15 protein-coding genes are annotated in these 14,460 nt (G+C 39.2%); 3 read left to right on the top strand and 12 right to left on the bottom strand.

Annotated features, from left to right (window positions below; genetic code table 11):
• Positions 1-11 precede the first annotated feature (11 nt).
• Positions 12-1,376 carry a neutral/alkaline non-lysosomal ceramidase N-terminal domain-containing protein gene (locus tag M3O96_RS08905; protein ID WP_249719992.1) on the top strand — a complete coding sequence of 455 codons (1,365 nt, stop codon included), beginning with the start codon at positions 12-14 and terminating at the stop codon, positions 1,374-1,376.
• Here M3O96_RS08905 and M3O96_RS08900 read toward each other — a convergent pair.
• Positions 1,368-2,207, bottom strand: a complete 840-nt coding sequence (locus M3O96_RS08900; RefSeq protein WP_249719991.1) for a hypothetical protein — start codon at positions 2,205-2,207, stop codon at positions 1,368-1,370. The two genes, M3O96_RS08905 and M3O96_RS08900, sit on opposite strands and share 9 nt — an antisense overlap.
• Positions 2,208-2,297: 90 nt before the next feature.
• Here M3O96_RS08900 and M3O96_RS08895 point away from each other — a divergent pair, with 90 nt between their 5' ends.
• Positions 2,298-2,933, top strand: coding sequence for a GDSL-type esterase/lipase family protein (locus tag M3O96_RS08895; RefSeq protein ID WP_249719990.1), 636 nt, complete (start codon positions 2,298-2,300; stop codon positions 2,931-2,933).
• A 107-nt stretch (positions 2,934-3,040) separates the two neighbouring features.
• On the opposite strand, the gene M3O96_RS08890 is transcribed toward M3O96_RS08895, so the two are convergent.
• From M3O96_RS08890 to M3O96_RS08875, 4 genes are read right to left on the bottom strand one after another with little or no spacing between them, the layout of a single operon-like run.
• Positions 3,041-3,589, bottom strand: coding sequence for an FKBP-type peptidyl-prolyl cis-trans isomerase (locus tag M3O96_RS08890; RefSeq protein ID WP_249719989.1), 549 nt, complete (start codon positions 3,587-3,589; stop codon positions 3,041-3,043).
• 3 nt (positions 3,590-3,592) lie between these two features.
• On the bottom strand, positions 3,593-4,141 hold the full coding sequence (locus tag M3O96_RS08885) for an FKBP-type peptidyl-prolyl cis-trans isomerase (RefSeq protein ID WP_249719988.1): 549 nt from the start codon (positions 4,139-4,141) through the stop codon (positions 3,593-3,595).
• 4 nt (positions 4,142-4,145) lie between these two features.
• A complete protein-coding gene (locus M3O96_RS08880) occupies positions 4,146-5,084 on the bottom strand; it encodes an FKBP-type peptidyl-prolyl cis-trans isomerase (RefSeq protein WP_249719987.1) in 939 nt (312 codons plus the stop codon).
• Positions 5,071-6,111, bottom strand: a complete 1,041-nt coding sequence (locus M3O96_RS08875; protein ID WP_249719986.1) for a DHH family phosphoesterase — start codon at positions 6,109-6,111, stop codon at positions 5,071-5,073. The genes M3O96_RS08880 and M3O96_RS08875 overlap by 14 nt, the downstream gene beginning before the upstream one ends.
• 187 nt (positions 6,112-6,298) lie before the next feature.
• Here M3O96_RS08875 and M3O96_RS08870 point away from each other — a divergent pair, with 187 nt between their 5' ends.
• Positions 6,299-6,721: a nucleoside-diphosphate kinase gene (locus tag M3O96_RS08870; RefSeq protein WP_249719985.1), complete on the top strand. Its 423-nt coding sequence runs from the start codon at positions 6,299-6,301 to the stop codon at positions 6,719-6,721.
• A 200-nt stretch (positions 6,722-6,921) separates the two neighbouring features.
• On the opposite strand, the gene porN is transcribed toward M3O96_RS08870, so the two are convergent.
• The 7 genes from porN to M3O96_RS08835 form a co-directional block, all read right to left on the bottom strand.
• Complete coding sequence (porN, locus tag M3O96_RS08865; RefSeq protein ID WP_249719984.1) at positions 6,922-7,731, bottom strand: type IX secretion system ring subunit PorN/GldN; 810 nt, start codon at positions 7,729-7,731, stop codon at positions 6,922-6,924.
• 45 nt (positions 7,732-7,776) lie between these two features.
• Positions 7,777-9,378, bottom strand: a complete 1,602-nt coding sequence (gene porM, locus M3O96_RS08860; protein ID WP_249719983.1) for a type IX secretion system motor protein PorM/GldM — start codon at positions 9,376-9,378, stop codon at positions 7,777-7,779.
• A gap of 38 nt (positions 9,379-9,416) precedes the next feature.
• A complete protein-coding gene (gene porL, locus M3O96_RS08855) occupies positions 9,417-10,217 on the bottom strand; it encodes a type IX secretion system motor protein PorL/GldL (protein ID WP_249719982.1) in 801 nt (266 codons plus the stop codon).
• A gap of 51 nt (positions 10,218-10,268) precedes the next feature.
• Positions 10,269-11,363, bottom strand: coding sequence for a T9SS ring complex lipoprotein PorK/GldK (gene porK / locus M3O96_RS08850; protein ID WP_249719981.1), 1,095 nt, complete (start codon positions 11,361-11,363; stop codon positions 10,269-10,271).
• A 120-nt stretch (positions 11,364-11,483) separates the two neighbouring features.
• Positions 11,484-12,455 carry a PorP/SprF family type IX secretion system membrane protein gene (locus M3O96_RS08845; protein WP_249719980.1) on the bottom strand — a complete coding sequence of 324 codons (972 nt, stop codon included), beginning with the start codon at positions 12,453-12,455 and terminating at the stop codon, positions 11,484-11,486.
• Between the two features lie 72 nt (positions 12,456-12,527).
• The gene (locus M3O96_RS08840) at positions 12,528-13,304 is read right to left on the bottom strand and encodes a uroporphyrinogen-III synthase (protein WP_249719979.1); all 777 of its coding nucleotides are present in this window, start codon (positions 13,302-13,304) and stop codon (positions 12,528-12,530) included.
• Positions 13,305-13,339: 35 nt separating this feature from the next.
• Entirely contained in the window at positions 13,340-14,458 is a 1,119-nt protein-coding gene (locus tag M3O96_RS08835; RefSeq protein WP_249719978.1) for a DUF4271 domain-containing protein, read from the bottom strand.
• Positions 14,459-14,460: the final 2 nt, after the last annotated feature.

The following is a 14,460-nucleotide window of genomic DNA, read 5'->3' as shown; positions in this document are numbered from 1 at the left end:
CTATAAACAGGATGCCCGGATCAAAAGCCCACAGGATATTCAGAGTTTTTGGCTGGACCTTCGGTGTGGTGGTATTTTTGGCATTGACGATGCTGACGCGAATTGATTGGCGTGATTACAAAGAAATGGACTATTATCTGGAGACGGTGGCTCATCTTGATACCATGGACCTCGCATCCTCTTCAGGTGAAATCTGGCTGGTGGGATGGGCCTCTACCAACGCCACTCCTCCAAATCCTGCGAAATTGGTGGGATACAAACCTCGGGGAAGATATGAATTTGTGCAGGACAGCAGTTTTGTCAAAACGATGGTCATCAGCAACGGAATCTCTACGGTTGCTTTTTTGAACTATGAATTAATGATCGTACATCCGTACCTGCAGGGAAGAATCAATCAGGCTATCAGTGAATCAGGATTGGCGTTGGATAACGTTTATTTTACAGCAACCCACACGCACAGCGGCATCGGAGGACATATTCCAGGACTTCTCGGCAAGTTGGCTTTTGGAAGCTATGATGAGAAAATCGTCAAATTCCTGGAAGCCAAAACCTTAGAAGGATTGAAATCAGCCATGTCTAGCAGAGACACAGCAGAAGTATTTTTTAGAAAAACCAAAGCCGACACCCTTCTTGCGAACAGGTTGATCGCCGAAGACCCCATAGATCCCTACATCAGGCAATTGATATTTGAACAGCGGAATGGGAAAAAAGGAACAATCCTGACATACAGTGCCCATCCGACTATTTTAAATTCAAAATTTATGGGCTTGTCAGGAGATTATCCCAACTACCTGACCAAATTGATGGAGCAGGAGGAATATGACTTTTCACTTTTTGCCGCAGGGACGGTAGGAAGCCACCGACCTGTAGCCGCAGGAAATGAACCAAAAGATGTCGATTCCTATGCCTTAGCTCTACAGAGAAATCTTTCAGAAAATATCCATGAAGTATTTCCGGTAGAAGAACCCAACCTCATGTTTGGAAATTTGCCACTTGGATTAAGAAAAGCACATTTTCGGATCAGTCAAAAAGTCCGCATCCGTCCATGGATTTTCAATGCTGCTTTTGGAAAAACCAACGCCCACTTTGACATGGTTCAAATCGGGAAAACATTGTTTATCAGTTCAAGTGGGGAAGTTTCGGGCGTATTTATGAAAGAATGGGAAGACTATGCCGCCGAAAAAGGGCTTCATTTGATCATTACTTGCTTTAATGGCGGCTATATAGGATACATCACCCCCGATAAATATTACAATTATCCACTTTATGAAGCCAGGGACATGAACTGGTTTGGCCCGTACAATGGCGCCTACTTTGACGAAATGATCAAGAGGATGATCGATAAAGCTTCCGAGCAAGAATTGTCTCTAAAATAATAGCAACAAAAATGGTAAGAGAAATAATGACTCCGATTTTCTTCTGATTTGGTTCTTGCTGTGGTTTTTGGAAAAAAACAATATCAGATGATAGCCTAGAATCAGCCCCAAAATTACAGAATGGACATGGTAGAAAGAGGGAAGAATAATGGCAAGGATTACAAGCATACTGATTCCAAGCACTCCCAATAGGGTAATTAGATTTTTCAATCCTGCTTTTGGAATCAATACTAATATGGAACCGAAGCCATCTTTCTGGTCTTCTTCCGAATCGAGGTAGGAGAGGATTAGTAGATTGACCAAAGCAGCCAAAAAATATATGAAGATAAAAAAGTAGGAGTTTTTATCAACCAAATCCAAATCCACACTGGCAAAGGGGGCAAGAGAAATCCCCAAAATGTAAATCAGAGCAGTGCTTATTTCTTTCAACCAAGAAAATTTTTTACCCGTCATTTTCAAAAAAATCATCCACACTCCTGTTACGGAACCCAACACTATTCCATTGATGTGTAGAAATTCCATATCTGCCAAAGCAAAAAACATCACAGTTCCAATCAAAATACAACTTATGACCAAAGCAAAAAGCACACGGAAATATCTCAGGTGATATTGATGTCTTAGTGATTGGGGCTTACCCAATGCGATTCGGGCATCCGACAAATGGTCTAAAGTATAAATACACCACACCGCCATTCCCAGCAATACATAGACTATGACCGGTAGTTTTACCTCTAACAGGTCAGAGAAAAACAACATCCCTGCCATTGCACCCAGAACTACATCTAAGGACAAAAGATTAAAATAAAGCAGTATTTTTCTTAAAATCTCCATTCAGCTTTAAAGATATCCTCTTGTAATAATTTTACCTTCCAAAGACTTTTAAAGAATCAAAACTTTTTAAATTGAAAGAAAAATGAACCTATGAAAAGCCTCCTTATTCTCTTTGTTTTAACCTTTGCCTTCAGCTTTAAAGCTGCTGCACAATCAAAAATTAAAGTAGCCTGTGTTGGTAACAGCATCACGCAGGGACCGGGTAGGGACAATCCAGACAGTTACCCACTTCAGATGCAGGCAATTCTTGGCGATAAATATGATGTGAGAAACTTCGGTGTCAGTGGAAGGACATTATTAAAAAAGGGGGATTATCCTTTTTGGGACGAGCCACAGTTTGAAGAAACCAAATCTTTTGCACCTGATATCCTTATCATCAAGTTGGGGACCAATGATTCTAAACCCCAAAATTGGAAACACAAGGGAGAATTTACGGCTGACTACATCGAAATGATTGAGGCGTTCAAAAAATCCATGCCCAAAAAAGCCAAAGTTTACATCTGCCTACCGGTTCCGGTGTTTCAGGGAAATTTTGATATCAATAGCAAGGTAATCCTTAACGAAATGCGGCCTATGCTGATGGAAATCGCCAAGAAAACAAAAACTATAATAATTGATCTTTATACTCCTTTATTGGACAAATCCCCACTACTGCCGGATGGAATCCATCCCAACAAAGAGGGGCTGGGAATAGTGGCTGCAGAAGTTGCAAAAGCCATCAGATAACCCGGCAGTATATAAATTTTAAAAAAACAAAACCCTCCCTTATTCATAAAGGGAGGGTTTTTAAATACAATTAGTTTAGACGAAGGAAAAACCTGATTCAATTAAAATCAGTCCATTCCAAGAAATTCTACTTCAAACATCAAAATCGAATTGGCAGGAACACCTGGAATAGTACCGCTATCCCTGTATGCCCAAGGAGATGGGATAATCAAGACTCCTTTAGAACCACTTTTCATCTGCCTAAATCCAATATTGAAACCTTGTATAGTTTCAGAAGTACCAAGGGTAAATTGGAAAATCCTATATCTTCGGTTAGGATCAAATACATCGTTTTCCCTCGCCACATCCTCGCTATTGGTGTCGAATATTGTTCCATCTAATAATTTTCCTGTGTAATTGCTATACACCAGCATACCTGTTCCGGGCCTTGCGCCCAACCCTTCTTCTTGCACAATAACCACAACGCCGTTGGGATCATGAACTCTGTAAAGACTGTCTATCTGAGCAGTTTTTAGGAAATCATCGATTTTTACCCTATCAATTGCAAGATTCCCTGCGGCATCATACACTGGTCCGCCAAAAGGACTCGGCGTGTCGCAGGAAACCAACAGGAGTATACCAAGCAGAAATGTTAAAACTATTTTTACATTTTTCATTTATCAGTCGTCTGCCAATGGATTGTCCTTGATATCTACTAGTTCAAGTTCAAATATCAAAGGAGCATTAGGTGGAATGCGTCCTTCTCCGCGAGATCCATATGCATACAAGGAAGGCATAATTACAGTAGCTTTGTCTCCTTTTTCCATATTGAAAACCCCAAACTCAAAACCGGGGATTACCATCCCACGACCTATAATAAATCTATATGGTTCATAGGTTCTGTTTGCATTGAATAAATTATTTGCTCGCGCAACAGAATCAATCGAGGTGTCAAATACAAGGTTATCCAACATTTTTCCTGTATAATTTACAGACACAGTATCTCCTAAGGAGACTTTATGTCCGCTTCCTGACAATTTTATCCAATACATCCTGATTCCTGTACCACCATCAATAGCATCCTTTACAGAAGCTATGGGATTTTGCGTTATATATGTTTCAATCTTTTGAATATCCCTTTCAAAAAGAATTTGAGCGTTTTCTTCGTCAGAAACACATCCGGAAAATACCCAAACCACTGATAATAATAACGCGCCTACTCTTTTCATATTTTTATTTTTGTACGTCTGTGATTTCTACGTCGAAGATCAACACAGAGTTTGCCTTAATTGGACCTCCGGAATCTCTATCGCCGTAAGCCAAGGTAGAAGGAATGAAGAATTTGGCTTTGTCACCTTTTTTCAAAAGTGCAAGACCTTCGTCCCAACCTTGGATTACCCTTCCCTGACCCACAGAAACTTCCAAAGGAGAATAGCCTCCCATGCTGTCTCTTTGCTCGTCAAAAGTGTTATTGGCTTGTGCCACTTCTTTGATGCTTGAGTCAAAAAGTGTTCCGTCCAATAAGTACCCTGCATAATGAACAAACGCCAAATCTCCTGCTTCTATTTTAGGACCTGCTCCTTCTTGTTCTATGACGTAATAAAGACCCGATGCTGTCTTCGTGGCTTTGATATTTTTTTCAGAGAGGTAATCTTCAATGATTTTCGTATCTACTTCCAATTGCTTTACAGCATTTTCCGCTTGCTTTTTCATCTGTGACTCCTGAAGGGCATTGAAGTATGTTTCTACGCCCTGTTGGTCAGTGATGTCAACCACACCGATCCGGATTTTCACATTTTTTTCCTTATCCAAGAAAAAAGGCATATTCTGCTCGCCAAATACTTTCATTGAATTAGCTTCAAATGCAATGCTGTCTCCTTTTTTCAGACTTAAGAAAATCTCATCCATGCCACTTTCTTTTGGCAATGAATCATTAAAAAGAATATAACCTGGCATGTTTTGATCGTAAGTAGAGATAAATGTGGAGTCTTTGTCCGTCATAACGATTAGGTTATACAGGATGTATTCTCCATTTTTGGGAGCTACGTCTCCTTCTTTGATATAGGTATATTCTATACCGTCAGAGGTTGTTTGCTTTTTCTTGCAAGACATGAGGCCGGTAGCCAAAATCATAACTATGGCCGGCAATAAGTAAAGATTAATTTTTTTCATGAAGTAGTTCAGATTGAATAAATAGGGAATTATAGTTTTCTTTTATTAGTGTTTCAAATTTTTCGGTAGTTTCCTGTAAGGGCAATTGAGACTTACCCCCTGATGCGTTTTTGTGTCCTCCACCGTCAAAGTACGTAGCTGCAAATTTGTTGACAGCAACATCCTCCGTGGATCTAAAAGATATTTTAACTCCATCTTCACGTTCGGTAAACAAGGCGGCAATTTTAATCCCATCCAAAGACAAAGCATAGTTGACCAATCCCTCTGTATCTCCAGTTTGTGAATAATATTTCCGGAGGTCTTTTTTGCTAATCGCAAAGTAAGCGGTCTGCAAATCCCGCATGATAACTAATCTCCTCATGATGGCAAAGCCTATAAATTTCAACCTATTGACACTGTTGGTATCATAGATCAAACGGGATATCTTGGAATTATCAGCACCTATTCCGATCAATTCAGCAGTAATCAAGTGGACATTTTTGGTTGTATTAGGATGTCTAAATCCCCCAGTGTCAGTCATAATACCGGCATAGAGGCATTCTGCAATCTCCTTGTCAATCGATTCCCTATGACCAATCGCTACGATCAATTCGAAGATCAATTCACAAGTAGCAGCAGCAGTAGTGCTCCAATACCTGAAATTTGCAAAGTCTTTTGGATCTTGATGGTGGTCAATGTTCACCTTGTAGGCATCTGACATTTCCACCCATTTCTCCATATCCTGCAATCTTTTAGGACAAGAAAAATCAAGACAAAAAATTAAAGTCGCCTTTTGAATGATGCTAATGGCGTCTTGTCTTTTGGATACATCTTCAAAGTTAATAACATCCTCATTTCCTTTCATCCAATGTAGGAAGGAAGGATAATCAGAAGGAGTGATAACTTGCACCTCATGACCCAGCTTGATTAAGAAGTTTGACATCGCCAGACAAGAGCCCAATGCATCTGCATCCGGCTTGTGGTGTGTGGTAATGACAACTTTCTGGGGTGAGGAGATTATATTTTTAAATGACTCTAATTCTTGCATTTGATTGCCTTTGTACACTCCCCTTGAGGAACATAGTCCGCAAAGGTCAGGATAATTTTTGAAAAATCCCAATGGTGTTAAAGGGCTAAATCTGAATCAGATAACAGAGATTTTACAATCATTATTCGGAGATCCAACGAATTCATGTATTTTTGCACCCAAATTTAAACCTACAAAAACATTAACAATGGCAGGTAATAGAACTTTCACAATGATTAAGCCGGACGCATTTGGAGCCGGCAATTCCGGAGCAATATTAAAAATGATTGAGGGGGCAGGATTCAAAATTGTAGCGCTAAAAGCGACACAACTGACACCAGAATTGGCCGGAAAATTTTATGAAGTACACAAAGAAAGACCGTTTTACGCAGATCTTTGCAAGTATATGTCCTCAGGACCTATCATTGCCGCAATTTTGGAAAAAGACAATGCAGTGGAAGATTTCAGAACTTTGATCGGTGCCACCAATCCCGCGAATGCTGCTGAAGGGACGATCAGAAAAATATTCGCAACATCAATAGAAGCCAATGCTGTGCATGGATCTGATTCAGATGAAAATGCCCAGATTGAAGGCAATTTCTATTTCAGCCAGTTCGAAAGGGTATTGTAATTCACAGAATTTTTGGGAAAGAAAACCTTCCAAAGATTTATTAAAAAGGCATTCAGGTCAATCTGATTGCCTTTTTTTTGGGTATAATATTTGAAACGCCTTATGAGATCCTATGCCCATATTGCCGATTTGCCATAAAAACAAAGGCTACCAGAAATCTGATAGCCTTTATACTTATGTATTGTTGGAATCCTAGGTTTTTACCACTCCCAGAGTCCGTTTTCGAAATCAAGCAATTTATATTCAAATTCCAAGGAATTCAAGAATGCCTGCAATTCTGGATTGGGATGGGTGGAATTAACCAAATCTGCCACGTAGGCATTATCAGGGTTGGTGTACCTTCTCACTACCGACCTGAACAACCTCTGATCGAAAACCTGATCATAGGTCAAGTTCTTGGCGGTGTTCTGGAAGATCAGCCATTTTGCTTCCGGATGGTCCTTGAAGTGGTAATAGAAATCCTTAAACCTGACATAACCGATCGTTTTCTGACCTGCATTGGCATTGGTTTGGGATGGCATTACCAACTCGATGTATTTGACATCAAATTTGATTTGTGAGTGGTGTTTGTCAAATACAAAATCCTCCATGAAATCAAGGTAATATAACTGCTTCACAAAAATACTGTCTCCATTGGCGGCCAACCAAAAATTGGACTGGAAATCAGATATGGATAAAGGCTGCTTGAATTTATCGTCCGCAAATACCTCGAGGGCATTGTCCTCTACAATTGCTTTATAGATTTGATTGACAATCCCATCATTTTTGGTATCACCAGATCCATACATAGGATGATTGTATTTTTCCCTAAGATCAATCCTCCTCCACACGGAGATCTGATACATCTTATCGTCTTCACGAATTGGATGAGCTGAAAAAACAGTGTCCATTTTGAACTGTCTATCGCCAGTTCCGGCTGGATTCACACTTGTCGCTTGTGCATGGCTTTCTATGCTTACAAGAGAAAGACCAAGGGAAAAAAAGCCAAAGATTTTTGAATAAAGCTTCATATTCATTTTTGTTTATGATCATGCCAAATAGGCATCATCGATCATTTATTTAATCGCCATCCTGATGATTTCAGGCTGATTGTTCGTAATTTTATTGCCTCTGAAGTTAGTTCTTGTAACCTGCGTAACACGGATAACCAAAGCATCACCGCTTTTTGCTGAAGCTAAAAGATTTCTGATAGCAACGTTTTTACCGTTGATGGCAACTTTCTCTCTAGGAACTTCATTTCTCAGAAGAATAACTTCACCACCTGTAACTTCGAATTTGGCATCTTTCGCCATGGTTCTTCCAAAGTTTACCTCAGGAATCGCTTCTACGATCAATGAAGAAGGTCCTGGTGCAGGGTAAGCCTGACTCAAATCTATTGGGCCTCTACCATCAAACAACCTCACAGTTGGAGCAGGTACAGGCTTAATATCATACGACACATCCCCAATTTTATTGCCGCCACTACTTACTCCGATTAACACTTTCCCAGAACCACCGGGAATAACTGTCAATTGTCCGGGCTTGCTACCTTGGATAGAAGAACCATTCGAAACCGTAAAACTCGGTGCGTAGCTATTCCCCAAAGCAGGAACATCAATCAACAATTCATTGGCGCAATCCGCATATAGCTGGTTGACTACTTCTGAAGTAACTTTGATGACTGGTTGAGCAACAAAGTATTCATATTCTACAGGAAGAATTTTTTCTTCACCACCGACATTGGTAACAATCTCTCCTTTTAGGATTTTTTTGGCCAAACCCCTATCGTCATACTGACCGGCAGGAGTTGCCGTAAATTCGATTTTACCAAAGCCATTTTCAACGCTTACAGGCCTTCCATCAATTGTCATTTGAGGTGCATCTGAAGATGAGGATGAAGCTATAAACATGTCTGCTTGAAACTTAGTGCCCGCTGCAACCACATTTGAGAGAGCTGCAATTCTTGCTTCAACAATATCAGCTTTGTAATAGAAAGAGCCGATTGAAGAAGTAATAGCACCCAAAGACTCACTTTCGATATTCAAAACTTCATTTTGATATTGAGAAATCAAAGCCATTACCGCACCTACAGGTGACTTAACAAAGTTAAGAAACACGAAATTTTTATTTCTGACTTCTTTGTCGTTTTGAAATATTTCAATGTCTTTGGCATCTTTAGCAATGTCACCAAAAGTCATCTCGATTCCTACTTTCTTAAGGATTTCACTGATTTCTTTTGGATAGGCATTTAACCTTTCCTGCATTTCAAATCCCTTCTTGTTATTATTGAAGATATTTCCAGGAATATCCGTATTTTTCAAAGCTGAGTTGCTAAACTGACCTTGATCATCTCTCGCATTTGAAGTTGTCAAGAGTTCCTGCTTCAATTCTTCTAAATATGCATAAACATCGGAAGTAGCCTTTCGGACCTCCTTTGCAGCATCAACCTTGGGTACATCTTTTGCGTTATTTCCCTGATTTTCTACTGTCGAAGCAATAGAGGAAACAGTAAATTCATTTTTATTGATGAAATTTTTGGAAGTCCTTTCCAATCCATCATTCAACAGCACAAACTTTTGGAGAATCTGGTTGCTCACCTGTAGTGCCAGCAGTGCTGTCAATACAAGGTACATCATACCAATCATCCGCTGCCTTGGTGTTTCTTTTCCGCCTGCCATATTTTTTTCTAAAAGATTAACATTTATATGACTTGGGCTTAGCCCTTCATGGCAGAAAGCATTCCACCATAAACCTTATTTAATGAGCTTACATTTTGATTGAGTTTAGCCAATTCGGTTTTGAACTGCTCTGTTTCTTTTCCTGCTTCGCTCAATCCTTCCATTGCAGAAGAGATATTGGAATAGAATTTATTCAGAGTTTTAAGGTGCGATTGAGCATCCAATAGTTCCATCTCATACACATTGTTTAGTGCAGAAAGGTTTTTGGTAACCGTCACCACTTGGCTATGATATTCTTTGGCATCTGCAGAGGCAGATGAAAGTTCGGTCAAGGCCATGGCTGTTTTTCCATAAGATTGGTTGATATCCACTAAAGTCTTGGAAGCAGTCTTCACATTGCTGGCATATTCGTTGGTTGCAACAGCAGCATCGGCAATTGTCCCCATTTTTTCAGCAGAAGTAGCGAGATTTTGAATTCCTTTACCCAAGCTATCAAACAATTCAGGCCCAATTTTGGCATTTGACAACATCTCGTCAAACTTTTGGCTAAGATTGTCTTTTGGATCTTTTTTGGTAGATTTTCTTTCTGCCGGTTCTTCACCTGCTAGTTCAGGATAAACTTTTGACCAGTCCACGTCTTCATGCTTTGGCTCAAATGCGGAAAGAAAAAATATTGCGGCTTCTGTGGTAAGACCCACACCGATCATCAAACTGGCACCTTGCCAGTCAAGAATTTTGAACATCGCTCCTAGGATAACTACAGCAGCTCCGATACCATATATTTTTGGCATGATATCGCCGTAGAATGTGTTGATGAATGATTTGTTTTTTGTTGCCATTTTTGTTTAAAAATTTAGAGGTGAGTGTGAGTGATTAAGATATTATTCAATTTACTTTTTTCTTCTTCTGTTGTTACTGATATCCATTGAACCTGATCTACCCAAGTAGGTCATCGCTGTCCTGAACCCGATGTGAGCGGTTTTTACATCTTGGAATTCATAAGTTCTGGTACTGGTTTCAAGATAATGAGCGATGTCTTTCCAAGAACCGCCACGAACTACTTTCCTTTTTTCGTTAGGATCATCATATCTAGGATCCAAATCCCAGGTCACAGATCCGCTGACAGCATTGTAGGAATCCAATACCCATTCTGCTACGTTACCTGACATGTTGTATAGTCCAAATCCGTTTGGAGCAAAAACATCAACAGGAGCAGTGTAAGCAAATCCATCATCAATGTAGTTACCTCTTCCAGGTTTGAAGTTGGCCATGAGGCATCCTCTTTTGTTTTTAAGGTATGGTCCACCCCAAGGATATTTTGCAACTTCTTTACCACCTTTGGCAGCATATTCCCACTCAGCTTCAGAAGGCAACCTGAAAGAAGGATAATCAAAATCCGCCTTGTCATTTGCATTGAGGTGATAGGTTCTCCACTGACAATACATATTGGCTTGTTCCCAGCTGACACCTACTACAGGATAATTGTCAAATGCAGGGTGGTCAAAGTAGAACTCCATCAATGGATCTCCATAATGATAAGTAAAACTTGTATTCCAAACTGTGGTATCCGGTAGTACTGTGTTGATATCAAAAGTCGGAGCTTCCTTCAAAGTGGTCGGCGTACTATAAGTATACTCACCCAACCTTACCGCTTCGATAAATTGTCTGTATTTGTTGTTGGATACTTCATACTTATCCATGTAAAATTCAGAGATAGTAATCTGCTTGTTGAGAGATGATTGGGAAAAGGCTATATCCTCATCCGCCTGTCCCATCCAAAAAGTCCCGGCTTTGATTGGTACCATTTCTTGAGGAAGGATTTGTTGCCAGACAACCCGCTTGGGAACACCCGTAACTTCACCCCTTCTATTGTCTTTTTCACTGGCAGATCCTTTCTTGCCCAAAAGTCCGCAACCCGGTAGCACTACCACTACCAAAACCGCTAAAATTATGCTTAAAACGCGTGTCTTCATTTTTTTAGACATAAATTACATTAAACCATTTATCAAATTCATGTCACTTTTTGGATAAGCAACAAGAGCGAAAATTAAAGTAAATTCTTAGAAATACACAAATTAAATGGCTGAATTTCTAATATTTATTTTTTAGAACCTAAATCTGGGAGTGCGTTGGATTGTCCTTTGGAACTCCCTCGTTACGTCCGGAAGTACATAGGATAACATGAATTCATGACTGGTAGGAGCTTTGGCTTCTATACCCCCGACAACCAAATCAAATGCATATCCAATCCTTAGAGATTTATCTTTTAGGATACTGTAACCCATCAAAAGTGATACGGATTCTTCGCCCCTAAAAGCCAATCCTCCACTTACCTTTTGGTTATATGTTGCTATAACGCTTACATCATAAGAAAAATTATTGAACGAGACTGTTTTCAATAAAACACTCGGCTCAAAATTCCATTGTGCAAAAGTTTTAATTCTATAACCTGCCAATACGTAAGTATGGTTTTTAAGTTGGTTTTCGAGAGAACCTTCTCCGAAATCAAAGGCAGGCTCATTCAAATGTCTGCTGCTGATTCCCAAATAGTATTTGGTGCGGTCATAAATGGCCCCTGCCCCAAAATTGAAATTCATTTGAGTCTCATTTCCAGATGCCGGAATATTTGGATCGGGATTCACAAAATTCAACTCATCAAACCTGATCGTAGTAGCAAAAAAACCACCCATTACCCCAATACTCAAAACGCCCCTTCTTAATCTCTTGTGGTAGCCCACAGATAGATTTGCTTCCTGATTGGTGGTTGGACCTATGTTGTCGTTAACCAAATTCAAGCCCACACCTAATTTAAGTTTGTCTATGGAGCCTGAGGCAGTTACCAATTGGGTAATAGGAGCCGGACCATCGGTTCCCGAATAATTCAACCATTGGGACCTATGTAGGGCAGAAAACCTGTATCCTGATTCTTTTCCTGCAAAGGCAGGGTTATAATATCCACCATTATACATATACTGGGTAAACTGAGCATCTTGTTGGCCATTGACGCTCGAAGCAAAAAAACTACCTGCCAATATAAGCAGGAGGCTTTTCAATATCGTAAAAATATGTTTAACCATGTACCGATAACTAATGATGTAAACTTTATTCTACACAATTAAACTCAATTTCGCTATAAAAGATTAAAAACTTCACAAATTATTTGCCTTTTTTATGTAAAGTTCGAGTGCTCCTGTCATACTTGGTGCATTTGGCATAGGAGCTTCTATGTCCAAAATCAAATCATGTTCCCTTACCTCTTTGGCGGTGGTTGGTCCAAAAGCGGCAATTCTAGTGTTATTTTGTTGGAAATCAGGGAAATTTTGCTTCAATGATTTAATACCTGAGGGAGAGAAAAAAGCCAAGATGTCATATTTGATGTCTCGGAGATCCGAAAGGTCTGCTGCTACAGTATGGTAAATGATGGCTTCTGTGTATGAAATATTGTTCTTTGCCATATATTCCGGGATTTCATCTTTTCGGATATCTGAACATGGAAACAGATATTTCTCTGATTTATGCTTTTTAAAATAATCAAAGAGATCTGCTGCGGTTTTTTGACCAACATAGAGCTTCCGCTTACGGATTACGATATATTTTTGAAGGTAATGAGCAGTCTGGTCAGATATACAAAAATACTTCATGTCAGCAGGCATCTCCACTTTAAGTTCTTTGCAGATTGTAAAAAAATGGTCAATTGCATTCCTACTTGTAAAAATAATTGCAGTATGCTTGAGTATATCAATCTTCTGCCTCCTGAAATCCTTTACTGAAACTGGCTCAACCTGAATAAATGGCCTGAAATCTATCTTTAAATGGTATTTTTCAGCTAATTGAAAATATGGTGATTTCTCATCTGTTGGCTTTGGCTGAGAAACTAATATACTTTTTACCTGGTTTAATCTGTCTTTGGTAGATTTAGTCGTCATATTTCACTTCAGCATTTGAACTTTTGCACTTGATCTTACCCTATGATTACTTTCGATAGGAATAAAAGAGGGACTATTTCCGCGCTGCAAATGTAAACAAATAAATGGTAATTTTTAAAAGACACTCTATTTGACATGATTAGAAAAAGCATTAGCACGCCAACCATATAAATCCCAAAAAAGCCATAAAGCAAATATTTTACTGTTATTTCTAATTCAAAGTATCCGTTCAGAACAATAACGCTGACAATGAATGCGATTACAAATATTGTTATGGAAATAATCCTCAGCATGTAAAAGAAATGGGGAATCACAATTTTTTTCAAATCAAACACATATCCAAGAAACCTCAAGAGTGCGAATTTCAAAACAGCAATGAATATAAGTAAGGTAGATCCTAGGAGCCAACTCAGAAAAAGCTGGTTTAGGTCCCCACTTACAATAAACCTTAGGCTTTCATTGCCCACTGCTTTGACACAAAACATGAGCAGCAAAAAAGCCATCATATTCATTAACATCAAATAAAATATGACGTCCAAAGAAAAGAACTTCTGCACAGAATTGGATTCCGAAAAATCCTCTGCCGAAAATACTGAGGTGGGCATCAATATCAATTTGAGCACCAATGGAAAAATTAATTTATAGACAGCAATCAGGAACAATATTGTAATAATTGCAAAAAAGAAAAAATCATTGAAACTATCTAATTCTCTTTTTGGAGGCACTAATTTTTTAGCACTTACTTTTTCTACCGGGGCAATCAAATTCTCAAAAAATCCTTTTTCAATAGAAATATCACTTGCACTGATTCCTTTTTTGATAATGGTCATAGACGTGCCAATGGAATCCAAATCTGACCCGAAACTTTCTAAGTCAGCCAGAGCAATGACAAACGTGGTATCATCCTTGGTCTGAAACCATAATTTATTATCCAAAAACAAAGTTGATTTTGCAGGAAGGCCAAATTTAAAACTGCTGCCGGGAAAAGTCTTCAGATCCAGATTAACCTGTATTTCAGTGTTTGATTTTCGGATAGTTTCGGGATACATCTCGCGGATGCCATGGTTATAGTTTTCCAAAACCTGGGAAAATCCCCCAAAAGAAACCCCTGAAAAAAGCAAAAATAGCAAAAATCTGATTTGTGTTTTTTTCATGT

This window comes from Aquiflexum sp. TKW24L (genome assembly GCF_023502205.1).
Lineage (GTDB): Bacteria > Bacteroidota > Bacteroidia > Cytophagales > Cyclobacteriaceae > Cognataquiflexum.
This window is presented reverse-complemented; position numbering and strand designations above follow the sequence as displayed.